General features: G+C 65.2%; 9 protein-coding genes. 6 read left to right on the top strand and 3 right to left on the bottom strand.

Going from position 1 to position 15,306, the window contains the following annotated elements; genetic code table 11:
• The first annotated feature begins 88 nt into the window (after positions 1 to 88).
• From IV498_RS08530 to IV498_RS08520, 3 genes are read left to right on the top strand one after another with little or no spacing between them, the layout of a single operon-like run.
• Positions 89 to 550, top strand: a complete 462-nt coding sequence (locus tag IV498_RS08530) for an MGMT family protein (RefSeq protein ID WP_269046135.1) — start codon at positions 89 to 91, stop codon at positions 548 to 550.
• Entirely contained in the window at positions 547 to 3,837 is a 3,291-nt protein-coding gene (locus IV498_RS08525) for an ATP-dependent helicase (RefSeq protein WP_269046134.1), read from the top strand. Before IV498_RS08530 ends, IV498_RS08525 begins: the two co-directional genes overlap by 4 nt.
• Positions 3,834 to 7,271 carry an ATP-dependent helicase gene (locus IV498_RS08520; protein WP_269046133.1) on the top strand — a complete coding sequence of 1,146 codons (3,438 nt, stop codon included), beginning with the start codon at positions 3,834 to 3,836 and terminating at the stop codon, positions 7,269 to 7,271. Before IV498_RS08525 ends, IV498_RS08520 begins: the two co-directional genes overlap by 4 nt.
• Here the strand turns inward: IV498_RS08520 and IV498_RS08515 are convergent.
• The gene (locus IV498_RS08515) at positions 7,220 to 8,449 is read right to left on the bottom strand and encodes a macrolide 2'-phosphotransferase (protein WP_269046132.1); all 1,230 of its coding nucleotides are present in this window, start codon (positions 8,447 to 8,449) and stop codon (positions 7,220 to 7,222) included. The two genes, IV498_RS08520 and IV498_RS08515, sit on opposite strands and share 52 nt — an antisense overlap.
• A 117-nt stretch (positions 8,450 to 8,566) precedes the next feature.
• Between IV498_RS08515 and nudC the strand changes: the two genes are divergently transcribed.
• Positions 8,567 to 9,580 (top strand): NAD(+) diphosphatase, encoded by a 1,014-nt coding sequence (nudC, locus tag IV498_RS08510; RefSeq protein WP_269046131.1) that lies wholly within the window; start codon positions 8,567 to 8,569, stop codon positions 9,578 to 9,580.
• Between the two features lie 11 nt (positions 9,581 to 9,591).
• Positions 9,592 to 11,736, top strand: coding sequence for an ATP-dependent DNA helicase UvrD2 (locus IV498_RS08505; RefSeq protein ID WP_269046130.1), 2,145 nt, complete (start codon positions 9,592 to 9,594; stop codon positions 11,734 to 11,736).
• 4 nt (positions 11,737 to 11,740) lie between these two features.
• Here the strand turns inward: IV498_RS08505 and IV498_RS08500 are convergent, their stop codons facing one another.
• Positions 11,741 to 12,799, bottom strand: coding sequence for a TOMM precursor leader peptide-binding protein (locus IV498_RS08500; protein WP_269046129.1), 1,059 nt, complete (start codon positions 12,797 to 12,799; stop codon positions 11,741 to 11,743).
• A 200-nt stretch (positions 12,800 to 12,999) separates the two neighbouring features.
• Between IV498_RS08500 and IV498_RS08495 the strand changes: the two genes are divergently transcribed.
• Positions 13,000 to 13,623 carry a M48 metallopeptidase family protein gene (locus IV498_RS08495; protein WP_442951323.1) on the top strand — a complete coding sequence of 208 codons (624 nt, stop codon included), beginning with the start codon at positions 13,000 to 13,002 and terminating at the stop codon, positions 13,621 to 13,623.
• A 99-nt stretch (positions 13,624 to 13,722) separates the two neighbouring features.
• Here the strand turns inward: IV498_RS08495 and IV498_RS08490 are convergent, their stop codons facing one another.
• Entirely contained in the window at positions 13,723 to 15,204 is a 1,482-nt protein-coding gene (locus IV498_RS08490) for a zinc-dependent metalloprotease (protein WP_269046128.1), read from the bottom strand.
• Positions 15,205 to 15,306 lie beyond the last annotated feature (102 nt).

The following is a 15,306-nucleotide window of genomic DNA, read 5'->3' as shown; positions in this document are numbered from 1 at the left end:
ATTGTGGACCGGCCGTTCCCGGGCGTGGGGCGTCGACCCAGATCCGGCCTGCCGCTGTGTGGTGGCGAGGAGCATTAGGCTGAAGAGTGTGCGGGAGGACTATGTTGAAGCGGTACTGGAAGTGGCGAATCTGATTCCCGTAGGGACGGTTTTGTCCTATGGGGACATCGCGGTGTTGCTCGAGACCGGCGGACCGCGGCAGGTGGGTTCCGTGCTCTCCAGTCACGGCGACGGTGCGCCGTGGTGGCGGGTGATAAGAGCGAATGGAAGTCCACCCTTATGCCACGACGAAACGGCGCTGGAACATTACCGCGAGGAACGTACGACCCTGAAAATTTCGGCTGGCCACCGGACTACCGGCGCAGAGCGGAATTGGCGCGTGGACATGAGCAGTGCCCGGTGGAAGCCTACGGAGTCCGAGCTTGACGTCCTTGACATTGTGCGGGACCGGCTCATCCTCGGTATGGCGAGGCCCGACCTCCACGGTATCTTCGGCACGGAAAGAGCGGTTCCAGAAATGTCAGCGCCCCATGATGAAGTGGATTCATGAAGCAATTACCCAGTCTGCGGTTGGTTCCACCACGAAATTCCACGCTGCAGGCACCGGTTTTGAGCATGGACCAGGCCGTCATTGTGGAGTTGAACCCGGGCAGCGGGCCAGTGCTGATCTGGGGTGCACCCGGAACCGGTAAATCCACCGTACTGGTAGAGGCTGCAGTTGGCAGAGTGCAGCGAACCGGGCTGGACCCGGCCACGGTGCTGCTGCTGGGACCTTCTCGGCTGGCCGCGGCCAGGCTCAGAGACCAGTTCAGCGGAAGACTCAACCGCAGCCTGGGCACTTCTCCGGCGCGGACCTGGGCATCCTATGCTTTCGATGTACTGCGCCGCGCCAAGGTCGAAGGCAGGCTTCCGCACCTGGAACGTGCGCCGAAGCTGCTCAGCGGTCCAGAACAGGACCTGATTATCAAGGAACTCCTGCTTGGGCACCGCCAGGGGCTGGGCACGGCGCCTGCATGGCCGAAGGACTTGGACCAGGCGCTGACGACCCGAGGTTTCCGGCAGGAAATCCGGCAGCTTTTCGACCGTGTCATTGAATATGGGCTGGCACCGGAGGAACTGGCGGCGCTCGGGACGGAGAACGGGCGTCCCGATTGGATCGCCGCATCCGGCCTGTACGCGGAGTACCGCGACATCGTTGACTGGGGAAAGTCAGGATCCTATGATCCTGCCGGGATTCTCACCGCTGTCATCGCACTTTTTGAATCCGATCCGGATTATCTCGCTCAGGAGCGCAACCGGCTTGGGCTGGTCCTGGTTGACGACATTCAGGAAGCAAACCAGGCCGTCCATCGGCTGCTGGAGCTGATCGGACAGGACAAGGATGTGCTGGTCACGGCCTGCCCGGATACGGTGGCCCAAGGATTCCGCGGCGCCAGGCCGGATCTCGCCGGCGGTGTCCGGCAGCGGTTGGCCGGGTCCCGACCGGTCATTGAAAAGGTGCTCAGCACTTCGCACCGGCTGACTCCGGATCTGGCACGCAGCTGGGGTGCCGTGGCGGAACGGATCTCCCAAAGCCACGGTGGACACAAGGCACGCGTACTGGCGTGGGAACCGGCCCCGGGCGAGGTCCCGGACCCACTGCCGGACGTCCTGCTGGACCGGACGTCGGAACCAGTTCTGGCAGATCCCCCGACGGGCGGGAATCCGGCACTGACCGTACACCTGGTAGCCTCCGAGGTGCATGAACTGCGTCTGGTGACCGAACGGATTCTTGAGCTCCAGCTGTCCGGAAACCGGAACCTGGCCGACATCGCAGTGATAGTGCGCACCGGTTCTCAACTCTCCGCGCTGCAGCACTATCTCAGCTCCCAAGGTATCGCTGTCAAGGTACCGGTCGCAGAAAATGCGGTGCGGGATGAGGCAGCAGTCCGGCCGTTGCTGGATGCCTTCCAGGTGGCGCTGGATCCCCGGGCTCTCGATGCCGAAATGGCGGTTTCCCTGCTGACCTCGCGGATTGGACGAGGGAGTGCCATCAACCTGCGGCGGCTGCGGCAGGCGCTGCGCAAGGAAGAGTTGGCTAACGGAGGGGGCAGGGCCAGCGATGCTCTGCTTGTGGAGGCCCTGCTGGATCCGGAGAAACTCTTCCCGCTCGGATGGGAAGCACAAAACGCTGTCCGCATGGCCCGGATGCTGATGGCCGGGCGGGATGCTGCCAGCGAGTCAGGCGCAAATGCTGAATCCGTCCTGTGGGCCCTGTGGCGTGAGTCCGGCTGCTCGGATTACTGGGCCGCCCAGGCATTGGCTGGCGGTCAGGCCGGCATCCGGGCGGACCGGGATCTCGATGCCATCATGGCCTTGTTCCAGACCGCCGAGCGCTATGTGGATCAGTTACCGGGTTCAAATCCGCGGCAGTTCCTTGAATACCTGCTGGACCAGGAACTGCCGATGGACACGCTGGCCGCCCGGGCCCAACGCAGCGACGCGGTGGAGATATTGACCCCGGCCAGTGCCGCCGGACGGCAGTGGCCGGTGGTCATTGTGGCTGGTCTGCAGGAAGGCGTCTGGCCGAACACGCGGCTGCGGGGGGAGCTGTTGGGCAGTGCGCTGCTGGTCGACGTGTTGGAACGAGGCCGGACAGCCGCCCAGCAGATGGGACCGGCCACCCGGTTGCGCGAAATCCGCTATGACGAACTGCGCAGCTTCTCACTTGCGGTTTCCCGGGCCAGCGAGCGGGTGATCTGCACGGCTGCCTCCTCGGAGGACCTCCAGCCATCGCAGTTTTTGGACCTTGTCTCCCCTTGGCAGCCACCAGCCGGGAGCAGCGGGCAGTCACGCCCTGTCGAGCCGGTGAAAAGGCCCATGACGCTGCGCTCACTGGTAGCCGAATTACGTCAGCAATCGGAGGCTGCCGCGGACCCGGAAGCGGCGCGGGTGCTGGCCGTACTCGCGGATGCTGGCGTCGCGGGAGCAGGGCCGGAGCAGTGGTGGGGATTGGGGCCACTCAGTTCCACCGGCGCGATCGTCACCGACGACGAGCCGGTGACGGTTTCCCCGTCCCGCGTTGAGGCGGTGCTGAAGTCGCCGCTGAGCTGGTTTCTGACGGCGGCAGGAGGGGAGGCGGCGAACGATTTCGCGCGCAGTCTGGGGACACTTGTGCATTCGATCGCCCAGGACCTGCCCGATGCGCCCGGACATGAGTATCTCCAGGAACTGCAGCGGCTCTGGCCGGCTTTGGGAATGAAGGAAAACTGGGAGGGCCGGATGGAGTTCGGCAGGGCCGAACGCATGGTGCGAAAACTTGCGCTTTATGTTCTCCAGATGCGGGCATCGGGCCGCAGTCTGCTTGCGGTGGAGCAGGATTTCACCGTTGATGTTCCCGCCTCCTTCGGCTCGGGACAGCACACGGCGAGGCTGCGCGGACAGGTGGACAGGCTGGAGATCGATTCCGACGGCAACCTGGTGATTGTTGACCTGAAAACCGGTCGGCATAAGCCAAGCCGCGGGGAGCTTCCGGCCCAGCCCCAACTAGGTGCCTACCAGGCGGCGGTCCTGCACGGCGCTTTCGCCGGCGTCACCGGCTCCACCGACCCCGCAGGCGCGGGTGGAGCGTTGCTCGCCCAACTCGGCGACGAGAACAAATCGATGAGTGTGCAGGTCCAGGATGCCCTGGAGCCGGCCGATGATTGGGCAACCCCGCTCGTGCTTCAGGCCGCCGGGCTGATGGCAGGAGCCAGCTTTGAGGCTATCCACGACCCGAAAAAAGGCAGCTTTACCGGCTCCTGCCCGGTGCCCGAGGTCTGTCCACTGTGCGCTACCGGAAAGCAGGTGACCGAATGAGGACGGAAAGCAGCGTCGATCAACTCATCTCCCCGTACGAGGTGGCCCGGCTTCTGGGACAGTCCCCACCCACCGAGGAACAGGCGGCGATAATCGCTTCGGACTTGGAACCGCTGCTGGTCATTGCCGGCGCAGGCTCGGGAAAAACCACAACAATGGCGGACCGGGTAGTCTGGCTGGTCGCCAACGGTCACGTACTTCCGGAAGAGATTCTCGGCGTCACCTTCACGCGCAAAGCCGCCGGTGAACTGGCCGCACGGATTCGCCGGCAGCTGAGGAAGCTGGCGGTACTTGCCCGCAGCGGCAAGGTGGAACTGGCACCGGCTGCGGCGGCCGAGGATGCGCTGGAGCCCAGAGTTTCCACCTACCATTCCTACGCCGGCGGCATCGTCACCGACTATGGACTCCGGCTGGGCATTGAACGCGACGCGGTGGTACTTGGCGCTGCCGAAGCGTGGCAGCTGGCAAGCTTGGTTGTCGAAGCGTACGACGGGACCTTTGAGCATTTCACGGCGGCAAAATCAACCCTGGTAAAGGCGGTCATCGGGCTGGCGGGTGAGTGCGCCGAGCATTTGCAGAACCCGGAGTACGTCCGTCTGGTGGTTGAGGACCATGCGGAGCAACTCGCCGCGCTGCCGTATTTGGACGGCAAAACCAGGGCCTCCACGGATGCCGCAATGAAGCTGGTGAACGTGTTGCGGACACGAGGCAGCGTTGCGGCCATGGTGAGCCGTTATGCCCAGGCTAAACGCAGCCGCAATGCGCTGGACTATGGGGACCTGGTGGCGCTGGCTGCACGAATCGCCGATGAGGTTCCACAGGCGCCCAAACTGGAGCGGGAGCGCTTCAAAGTGGTCCTGCTGGACGAATTTCAGGACACTTCACATGCGCAGCTGCAGCTGTTCTCCAAACTCTACGGAGCAGGACACCCGGTAACCGCGGTGGGGGACCCGCACCAGTCCATCTACGGTTTCCGTGGGGCTTCGGCCGGGCAGCTGTTCCGATTCCCGGAAATCTTCCGCACCTCGGACGGTGGCTGCGCGGCGACGGCGGAACTTACGACGGCGTGGCGGAACTCCGTCGGAGTTCTCACGGTCGCCAATGCGATGTCGGCCGAGTTGAACGTCCTCCAGCAGCGCAAGACCCGGCTGGGCCGCGCAGCGGGAGAACGGCACACTGGTACGGACATCCGCGTGTCCGCGCTGCGGCAAAAGCAGGACGCCGAGGCAGGGACCGTGGTGCTGGCCCGATACGCCACAGCCAACGACGAGGCGGAAGCCATCGCCGCGAGCATCCTGCAACGAAAACCGGGCTTCGAGCTCCCCTCGGGACCAGCCTCGGGCGATGACAAGGAACTGACGACGGTCGCCGTCCTGTGCCGCCGCCGGGCTCAGTTCGCTCCGCTGCAGGAAGTGTTCGAGGCGCGGGGTATTCCCTGCCAGGTGGTTGGATTGGGCGGCCTGCTTGGGACACCGGAAATTGTCGATCTGGTGGCAACCTTGCGCGTGCTCGCGGATCCGGCACGTTCGGATTCACTGATGCGCTTGATCGCCGGCGCCCGCTGGCGGCTCGGTCCGGCAGACCTGATGGCCTTTGCCGACTGGTCCCGCTATCTGGCCCGCCGACGCGATTTTGCCGCGGCGGCCACTGAAACCGGTTCGTCAACCACTGATGTTGAAAATGATCTGGTGGACAGCTCCAGTTTGGTGGAGGCTCTCGATCGCCTGAGTGCGGACTTTTGGCCCTCGTCGCTGGTGCGGACGCTGTCCCCCGCTGCGTTCACCCGGCTTCTCGCCCTGCGCGATGAACTGCGCTACCTGCGGGGCTTCGTCGGGGACGATCTGTCCACACTGCTGGGTGAGGTGGAGCGGACCATGCTGCTCGATATTGAACTTGCCGCGAAGCCAGGAGCCAGCATCCACACCGCTCGGGGCAACCTGGATGCGTTTCACGATGCCGCTGCCTCTTTCCTGCAGGCGGCTGAACGGGTCGATCTGCTCGCCTTCCTGTCCTGGTTGGAGACTGCCGAGTCAGAGGAAGCAGGCCTGGAAATGGACCAGCCGGAGGTGAATCCGGAGGCCGTGCAGCTCCTGACGATCCATGCCTCGAAGGGCCTCGAATGGGATGTGGTCTACGTGCCGGGGTTGAATGAGGGCGCTTTCCCGAGCGATAAGGCGGATCGTTGGTCCCAGGGAGCAGCATCCTTGCCCTGGCCACTGCGCGGCGACAGCAACGACCTGCCCCAGTGGGATCTGTCTCTGCCCGATCAGAAGGGTTGGCTGGACAGCGAAAAGGACTATGCGGAGGCGGTCAAGGCGCACGGTGAGGAAGAGGAGCGGCGCCTTGCCTATGTGGCATTCACCCGGGCAAAAAGCTATTTGATGTGCACGTCCTCGGCGTGGAGCCGGGGACGGGCCAAACCCGCCGGACCGTCGCTTTTCCTGACCGAACTGGTGGCGCTGGCCGGACCGGGCTCGGGCCACCCGAGCGTGGACCAGTGGATTGAGGACGAGGATTTGCAGGATGAAAATCCGTTGACACTCGGACTGGAGACGGCGTCATGGCCTTATGACCCGCTGGAGGGGCCAGTCATCCGGGGTCGGCCTGGAACCCCCAGAGGTTCCGGGCGCCGCGTCGGCGTGGAAGCCTCCGCCGCCGCGGTCCTCCAAGAGCGGGCCGCTCTACAGGCGGACGCCACGCTGCGCGGTGCGGATCCGCGGCTCCGTAATCCCCGGTGGGGCACCGAAGCAGCTCTGCTGCTGGCCCGGCGCCGTCTCGCCGCCGATTCGCTCGAGGTGGAGCTGCCGGGGCACATCTCCGCATCCCTGCTGGTGGAGCTGGGCGACGACCCGCAGGCGGTGACACGACAGTTGCGCCGGCCGGTTCCGCGCCGCCCCGGGATGGCGGCACGCAAAGGAACCGCGTTCCACGCGTGGGTGGAGGAGTACTTTGGCCAAGCCGGGCAATTGGAGCTGGACGAGGGTCCCGGCGCCGACAGCTATGTGGATGAGGCGTATGGGCTCGACTCTCTGCAGGACGTTTTCAAGGCCTCGAGCTGGGCACAGCGGACACCAGCGTACATGGAAGTGCCAATCGAGACCCGGGTCCGGGACATTGTCGTACGCGGCCGGATTGACGCCGTTTTTCGGGACAACGACGGCGGCTGGGACTTGATTGACTGGAAGACGGGAGCCGCCCCGACAGCCGCCAAGCTGGGCATCCGATCCGTACAATTGGCCGTTTACCGGCTCGCCTGGTCGCGGCTTCATGACATTGAGCTCGAGTCGGTCCGAGCTGCCTTTTATTATGTGGGCCAGGACAAACTGATCCGACCGCACGATCTTGCGGGCGAAGCCGAGTTGGAACGGATGGTGGCCAGAGCCTATGCCGATGGTGGTTCTGCGGGTCGGGAGGACTCCAGCGGAACAGCCTGAACGCCCGAGCCCGTCTCCGTCGCGCCGTCATCGGCAGAGTCGTTGGTTTTCGGCTCGGAGTCGATGTTTGTCCCGCCCTCCGGAGCCGGTGCATCGCTGGGCTTGTCGGCGGCAATCGCTTCGACGGTGACAGCAGCGGTCGCGCCGCGTCCGGCCGCCGCAGGATTCAACCCGGCCGCCGGCGACCCGGCCGCCGGCGATTGGTGTGCCGCTGCCACAGTCGGAGCGCTCGGTGCTACTTCTGGTGTTTCTGTGCTGATTGGCTGCCCGCCGTAGGCGAGGATGTCCCGCTCCAAGGTCCGCAGCATGTCTTCGGCTTCGGCAATCATCTGCGCATTGTTCGACCCGACGCCCTTGACCAGCCACTGCGCCAGCGCGAATTCGGCGGACAGGGCCGCGCGCCGCAGCAGATGCCGATCCGGGGAGTCCTTCCGGCCGGCGGAGTACGCATCCTGCACGGCCTCCACGAAGTGGTGGTTTTGAACGGCGACCAGCCAGGCGAAATCGTCCGCGGGGTCCCCGATCCGCAGGTCGGTCCAACCCGTAATAGCCAGTACGCGCCCGCCCTGCACCAGAATATTGTCCTCATGCAGGTCTCCATGCACCACACAGGGATGGAAACGCCACAGTGCCACATCTTCCAGTGCGTGCTCCCAGCGCCGCAGCAGGGATGCCGGAATCTTTCCCGTGGTGGCAGCCTGATCCAATTCGTTGAGTTTGCGTTGGCGGAATTCATTGGCCGTGTAGCTGGGCAGGTCCGCGTTATTCACCAGCTCCGGCGGCAGGTCGTGGATGGCCGCCATCGCGGCACCCACTTCGCGCGCCATAACCTGACCTCCGGCCGCGAGTTCCTCGACGGACTCGGGCTGGCCTGCCAGATGCGAGTAGACGAACGTCGTGAGGTCGCCCTGCCGCACAGTACCGGCCACAGTGGGCAACAGGAACGGCAGTTCGGCCCGAATGGCGGGAGAAAATGCGCGCAGCACCAGCAGTTCCGTTTCGAGCCGGGTGCTGGCCTCGGAATGCTTTGGCGAACGGACCCTCCATCGTTTGCGGTCAGCGTCCAGCAGCATGGCCGAATCAAAATCCGCCGCATCATCCGGCTCCGGGGCGCAGGCGGTGGGGGTTAGGCCGGGCACGGCCGCGCTGGCCACGGCCGCCAATTCGATGGCTGTCATTCGTCTCACCTTTCTACAGTATGGCCGCCGACCGCCAACGGCCGGGAGTGCCTCGGCGAGTCGGGAGGAAACGCGCGGGGAATGTGAAATGTCGGCCCAACTTAGTACGGTAGAACCATGAGCCAAGTAGAACTGCTGCCGTGGTCTGAAGCCGTTCTGGACCGGGCCACGGAACGGCGGATGGAGGAAGGATTCCTGGACCACCTGCTGGCGGGGTCCGGCGCGCGGGCCATGGTTTTGGCCGGCGGCAGGACGCTGATCCGCGCGGGCGGGATTGTTTATTTGGATCCGGACCGCTTGCCCGCAGCTAATTTGACTGTATTCCTCGGCTCCACGCCCGCGGACGGTTCACAGGCCGGTATCGCTGACACCTCGACCGACGACGGCACGCTGCGCCCCGGATCGGACGTGGTGCTGTTGGTGCTCTCCGACGAGGCTGCGGCGCACGTGCTGTCCTTGGCTCCGGCAGGCACGCAGTGGGCCGGGTTTCGGGAGGCCGCGTTGGAGCTGAATTCCGCGGATTCCGGCATCTTTATTGAAGCGAACGCGATCGCTAACTGGCACCTGAGCCATACGCATTGCCCGCGCTGCGGCACCCGAACCGAGATTGAAACCGCGGGGTGGGTTCGTCGGTGCCCGGCGGATAACTCGCAGCATTTTCCCCGCACCGACCCGGCCATCATCGTCGCCGTCGTCGGTCCGGACGACCGGATCCTGTTGGGCGGCGGAAGCAACTGGGACGCGAACCGGTATTCAACTTTGGCGGGGTTCGTTGAGCCAGGCGAATCGCTGGAGCAGGCCGTGGTCCGCGAAATTGCGGAGGAGGTGGGCGTGGAAGTCCACACGCCACGCTATCTTGGCTCGCAGGCCTGGCCTTTCCCCGCCTCGCTGATGCTGGGTTTTATCGCCCGGACGGAGGACACTGTGGCAACGCCCGACGGCGTTGAAGTTACCCGGGCGCGATGGTTCAGCCGCTCGGAAATCCAGGATGCAGTGAGCCGTGGTGAAGTGGTTATTTCCACGCGTACCTCGATCGCGCGCGCCTTAATTGAACACTGGTATGGGGGCCGGATTGAGGACCTTCAGGTTCAGCCGGTCGCGGCCCCGACCCGGATTGCGGAACGTAATTGAGCTCCGAACCGATGAGCACGATGGATGAGAGTTCGCTGGAGGAGCGTATTCTGGCCGGCCTCGACGACGAACAGCGGACCGTGGCGACGACGCTGACCGGCCCGCTGTGCGTGCTGGCCGGAGCCGGAACCGGGAAAACCCGGGCCATCACCCACCGGATTGCCTACGGCGTACACAGCGGGGTCTACAATCCTCAGCGGCTGCTGGCCGTGACCTTTACAGCCCGCGCAGCGGCGGAAATGCGAACCCGGCTCCGCGACTTGGGGGCAGGGTCGGTCCAGGCCCGGACCTTTCATGCCGCAGCCCTGCGCCAACTGCAGTTTTTCTGGCCGCAGGCCGTCGGAGGAGCGCTGCCTGCAGTCCTGGATCACAAGGCCCAGCTGATTGCGGAGGCCGCCCGCCGGCTCCGAATCAGCACCGATCGCGCCTCCATCCGCGACCTGGCAGCGGAGATCGAGTGGGCCAAGGTGTCCATGCTGACGCCCGAGACTTATCTAACCCACGCGCAGGGCCGCGGTGAGCCGGGGGGATTGGAGCCGGTAGCCATCGGCCGGCTGTTCCAAGCGTACGAGGACGTCAAAACGGACCGCAATGTCATCGATTTCGAAGACGTCCTGCTGATTACGGTTGGAATCCTGCAGGAAGACCCCCGGGTCGCGGCCACAGTGCGGGAGCAGTACAGGCACTTTGTGGTGGACGAATACCAGGACGTTTCGCCGCTGCAGCAGCGCATGCTTGACCTCTGGCTCGGGGGCAGGGAAGAGTTGTGCGTTGTTGGTGATGCGAGCCAGACGATCTACTCTTTCACTGGCGCCACCTCCCGGCACCTGCTGGAATTCCCGGGCCGTTATCCAACAGCTCAGGTTGTTAAGCTGGTCCGGGACTATCGATCCACCCCGCAGGTGGTGCAGCTGGCGAATTCCCTGCTGGCAGCGCGGCGCAGCGGTGGGCCGGCCGCGGATACCGGCTGGTCGTCGCCGCTGGAACTAATCGCTCAGCGCCCAGGCGGTCCGGTGCCGGCATTCGTTGAATGCTCCGATGATGAGGCGGAGGCCGCGGCCGTGGCTGCACGGATCAAGGCCTTGGTGGCAGCCGGCACGCGGCCCAGCGAAATTGCCGTGCTGTTCCGTACGAATGGACAATCTGCCGCGTATGAGCAGGCGCTGGCATCGGTAGGTATCGGCTACCAATTGCGCGGCGGCGAGCGGTTCTTTGCGCGCAAGGAGGTGCGGGATGCGATTCTGCAGCTGCGGGCGGCCTCGCGTTCGGTTGACGATGAACCGGTGGGCCAACTGGTCCGGGACATTCTGGCTACGCTGGGCTACACCGCCGAGCCGCCTCAGTCCGGCGGAGCGGTTCGCGAACGCTGGGAATCCCTCGCGGCACTGGTTGCCCTCGCCGATGATCTGGTTGCCGCCCGCGGAGCCTCAGACTCAGGTTTCAGCCTGGCCGACTTCGTCGCGGAACTTCAGGAGCGTTCGGTGGCTCAGCACGCACCCACAGTGCAGGGCGTGACCTTGGCATCCCTGCATTCCGCCAAGGGACTGGAATGGGACGCCGTTTTTTTGGTGGGACTAAGCGAAGGCCTGATGCCGATCTCCTTTGCCGATTCGGCTCAGGCCGTCGATGAAGAGCGGCGGCTGTTGTATGTCGGAATAACCCGGGCCAGGGAATTCCTGAACCTTTCCTGGTCCACGGCCCGCACCCCGGGCGGGCGGGCGAACCGGAAGCCCTCGCGCTTCCTGGATGGTCTGCGGCCGGATTCGCAGCAGCACTCCGGCCGGTCGTCCGGCTCCGGCACAGGCACCAGTGCGCGGGGGAAACGTGGGCGAAAGACTCTGGAATTGGCCGCCTGCCGGGTCTGCGGCAGCATGCTGTCCTCCGGGGCGGAGCGTAAAGTGGGCCGCTGTCAGAATTGTCCCCCGAGCTACGAGGAAGCCACCTTTGATGCGCTGCGGCAGTGGAGACTCCGGCAGGCAAAGGAGGCGGATGTGCCGGCTTTCGTGGTCTTCACGGACGCGACGCTCGTGGCGATTGCGGAGGCCCGTCCCCAGTCGCCGGCAGAGTTATCCCAGCTGGCAGGTGTGGGTCCGGCCAAGCTGGAACGGTATGGCCCCGCGGTTCTTGAAATTCTGGCTCCGGACAGCGACAGCTGAGGCCTCACCCGTCCCATAATTGCAGGTTAGCTGCGGCTTGGCGCTGCAGCTGGCAGCCGCAATCCGGATGCTGGGTGTAGCGGTGCTGCCGCCATCCGCCGTCGGCGCCGCGGAACGTGAGCACGGCGGACCAACTGGCTGGCCGGTTGGTTCCGTCCAGATACAGCAGCGCCTGGTAGGCAGCCGAGCCCGCCAATTCCAGAGCCATCGAACCCTCTTCGGCCGCTGCCTGGTCCTCCAGCTGGCGGCGGATCTGTGGCCAGTCGGGGTCCACTTCGGCCAGTTGCCGCTCGATGCACCCCTGACAGGCGGTTTGTCCTGGAATAACCAGGGGGCCAACGGCGCCGTCCTGTTCGCGGAGCAGGACCACCAGATGCGGCTGGTCGCGGCCCATCAGTTCGGCCAGGACGTTCGGGTCCGCCACATCCTGGCCCACGTACACCGCAAGGTCGAGGGACGAAAAGACCTGACCGCCGCTGCTGACCGGATGGATCACATGCGCTTGGCATCCCGGATCCGCGGACAGCAGATGACGACGCAGCGCCGCGGCTCTGTTCATGCCGATATCCGCAAGCCGGAAAGCCCCCGGTCCCACATCCGAGGCCGTTACCGCCCGCTCGTCCTGCAGGAGCAATGTCCGGACCCCGCCACCAAGCAGGGCCTGAGCCACGGCGGCCCCCGTCCGGCCCAGACCAATGATCCGGACGGCAGCCCTTCCGCGCCGGCTGAGGATTTCCGTGGATTGCCTGCCATACACCGCGAACAGTTGCCGGATCTCCCCGGCCAGTCTGTCGCCGCGGAATCCTGGCGGGCGGAGGGGAAAAGAATCGTCCACCAGCACCGTGGCCAGCGATTGAAGGATCTGTTCGACCCGATCTGGCGGAACGTTGGCGTTGGCCGCAGCCGCAGCCACGGAGGCACCGGAGGTGCCCGTGCACAGGAGCTTCACGAAGGTGCGGTCTTCTGCCGTAAGCCCCTCCAGGATGACCCCGCCGCCACCCACACCGATCTGAATGGTCTGCGGATTGCGGAATACCGTCCGCAATCCAGGATTGATGATCATGGCCGCTCCTGCCGCGCTATGCTTCTGACGCATCACCCCGGCGCCTCAAGGTGGGTTGCCGGCCGGTGTGCTTAGCAGAAATACTGGCACGGCCGGGAGCGCACCGGGAGGTTATCCACACCACACACCGGTGGCTCGGATTTGTCTGGCCCGAACTGTAACGTCGAGGTATGTTCTTCCCCCGATCGGCCGGCACGCCCATGCCTTCCGTCCCAGAATCTTCCGTCCCGGAATCTTCCGTTCCAGCCAAACTTGAGCGGGATGCGCCGGTGGTTGTGCGCCGTTCCAGTCGCCGACGGCAAACGGTAGCGGCATTTTGGGAAGGCGGCACAGCCGTTGTGGCGATCCCGGGGCACTTCAGCGCCGCCCAGGAACGTGAGTGGGTCGCTAGAATGCTGCTGAGGCTTCAATCCAAGGGCGACAGGTCGGGGAAGGGTTCGCCCACCGGACGCGGTCGGTCCGACGACGCGTTGATGACGCGGGCGCAGGAGTTGTCACTGCAGTATTTTGCGGGCCGGAGCAGGCCCGTTACGGTCCGCTGGGTCAGCAACCAGAACTCCAGGTGGGGATCGGCGACCCCCTCCGAGCGAACCATCCGCCTCTCGCATCACCTGCAGGGCATGCCGGGCTGGGTCGTGGACTATGTCCTGCTCCATGAACTGGCCCATTTGCTTGTGGCAGGTCACGGCCCCGCCTTCTGGGCTTTGCTGGAGGGATATCCCCAGCTGGAGCGCGCCAAGGCCTTCCTCGAAGGCGCTGCCTTCGCGACCTCGAGGGGACTGGACCGCATCGGCATGGACCCGAACGGACCGGAATTGGACTGATCCGGGGTTAACCGGCGCCTGGTACTGACCACGCGGAGGCTGGCTTCCACCTGCGGAAGGTGTCCCTCGGTTTCCGGCGGAGTGGCGACGGTGGTGTGGTTATGAGCCGGCCGGAGCTCCCGGTGAGCCGCCGTCGTCGGAAGCGTCATCGTTCCTGGACGTGCCGTCGTCGGTCTTTGCAGGCCCGGAAGAGGGCCCGGATGTGTCCGAACCGTCCGCGTTGGGCTCGCTGCCAGTGCCGGTATCCTTCGGCTCATAGTCGCCGGCGAGCAGTTTCTGCAGCGCCGCATCCACTTCCGAACCCGATGCTTCCAGCAGTTGTCTGCGGGCTCCGAAGCCAGCCGGATCGTCCAGATCTTCCGCCGTGGGCAGCAGATCCGGGTGCTCCCAGATGGCGTCCCGGCCGCTGATGCCGCGCTGTTCCTTCAGCGCCGCCCATAATGCCGCGGCCTCACGCAGCCGGCGCGGGCGCAGCTCCAGGCCGACCAAGGCGCCGAAGGCATGCTCGGCCGGGCCGCCCGTGGCGCGGCGCCGTCGAACCGTTTCGCGCAGTGCGGAGGCCGAGGGCAGATTCCGGGCGGCCTCGAAACTAAGCTCGTCGACCCAACCTTCAACCAGGGCCAGGGCTGTTTCCAACTTTGCCAATGCGGCGTCCTGCTCGGCAGTCCGCTGCGGCATGAAGACGCCCTCGGACAGCGCCGCCTGGATGGTCTCGGGATTGCTCGGGTCCATGTCCCTGGCCAGCTCCTCCATTCGGGACATGTCAATGTGGATGCCGCGTGCATAGGACTCAATCGCACCGAGGAGATGACCGCGCAGCCAAGGGACATGCACGAACAATCTGGCGTGCGCCGCTTCGCGCACCGCGAGGAAGAGCCGGACATCCTGTTCCGGCACGTCCAAGCCCGCGCCGAAGGCGGCGACGTTGGCCGGCAGCAGTGCCATTTGGAGATCCGCCAGCGGCACCCCGATGTCGGTGGAGCTGACGACCTCGCGTGCCAAAGCGCCAACGGCCTGTCCCAGCTGCATGCCGAAGAGGGCCCCGCCCATATTCTGCAGCATGGACGCGGCGCCGCCCATCATCGAGGTCATTTCCTCGGGCAGCTGTTCCGCCAGGGTGCTCGAGAGTGCGAAGGCGATGCTGTTGGCCACTGGTTCGGTCAGCCGTTTCCACGTACCCAGCGTTTCCTCGACCCATTCGGCCCGGGACCAGGCCTGACCTATCAAGCCAGTGCTGGGCAGTTCGGTCACGGGGTCAAGCCACAGCTCGGCCAGCCGGAGCGCTTCGTCGATTTCACGGCTCTGCGCGGGCGTTACCGAAGGATCACCTCCGGCGGCGGCCTGCCGGGCATTGTCGTGCGCCAGTTGCCAATTGACAGGCCCCTCGCTCTGGCCCATCATCGCCTGCACCTGCGCAAAAATCTGCGAAAGTGCCTGTGGATCGTCCGGCAGGCCCGCCGCCTTGGCCAAAGCCGCCGGATCGAAGCCCTCCATCCCCTTGCCGCCCATCAGATTGGCCAGCATCTCGGACAGCGGGTCCTTGGGGGTGTCGTCGTCGTTATTGGCTGGGTTGGAGCTCATCTTCGGCCGATCTGTGGGAGACGTGCTGACTCTTCTCACGTTACCGCCGGGCACCTGGCTTGTCTGCCCGACGGCGGGGACGTTCGCTAAAGGCAAAGCCTT

Source organism: Paenarthrobacter sp. Z7-10 (assembly GCF_026932795.1).
Classification (GTDB): Bacteria; Actinomycetota; Actinomycetes; order Actinomycetales; family Micrococcaceae; genus Arthrobacter_M.
The sequence above is the reverse complement of the archived record's forward strand: the minus strand, read 5'-3'. Positions and strand labels throughout refer to the sequence as shown.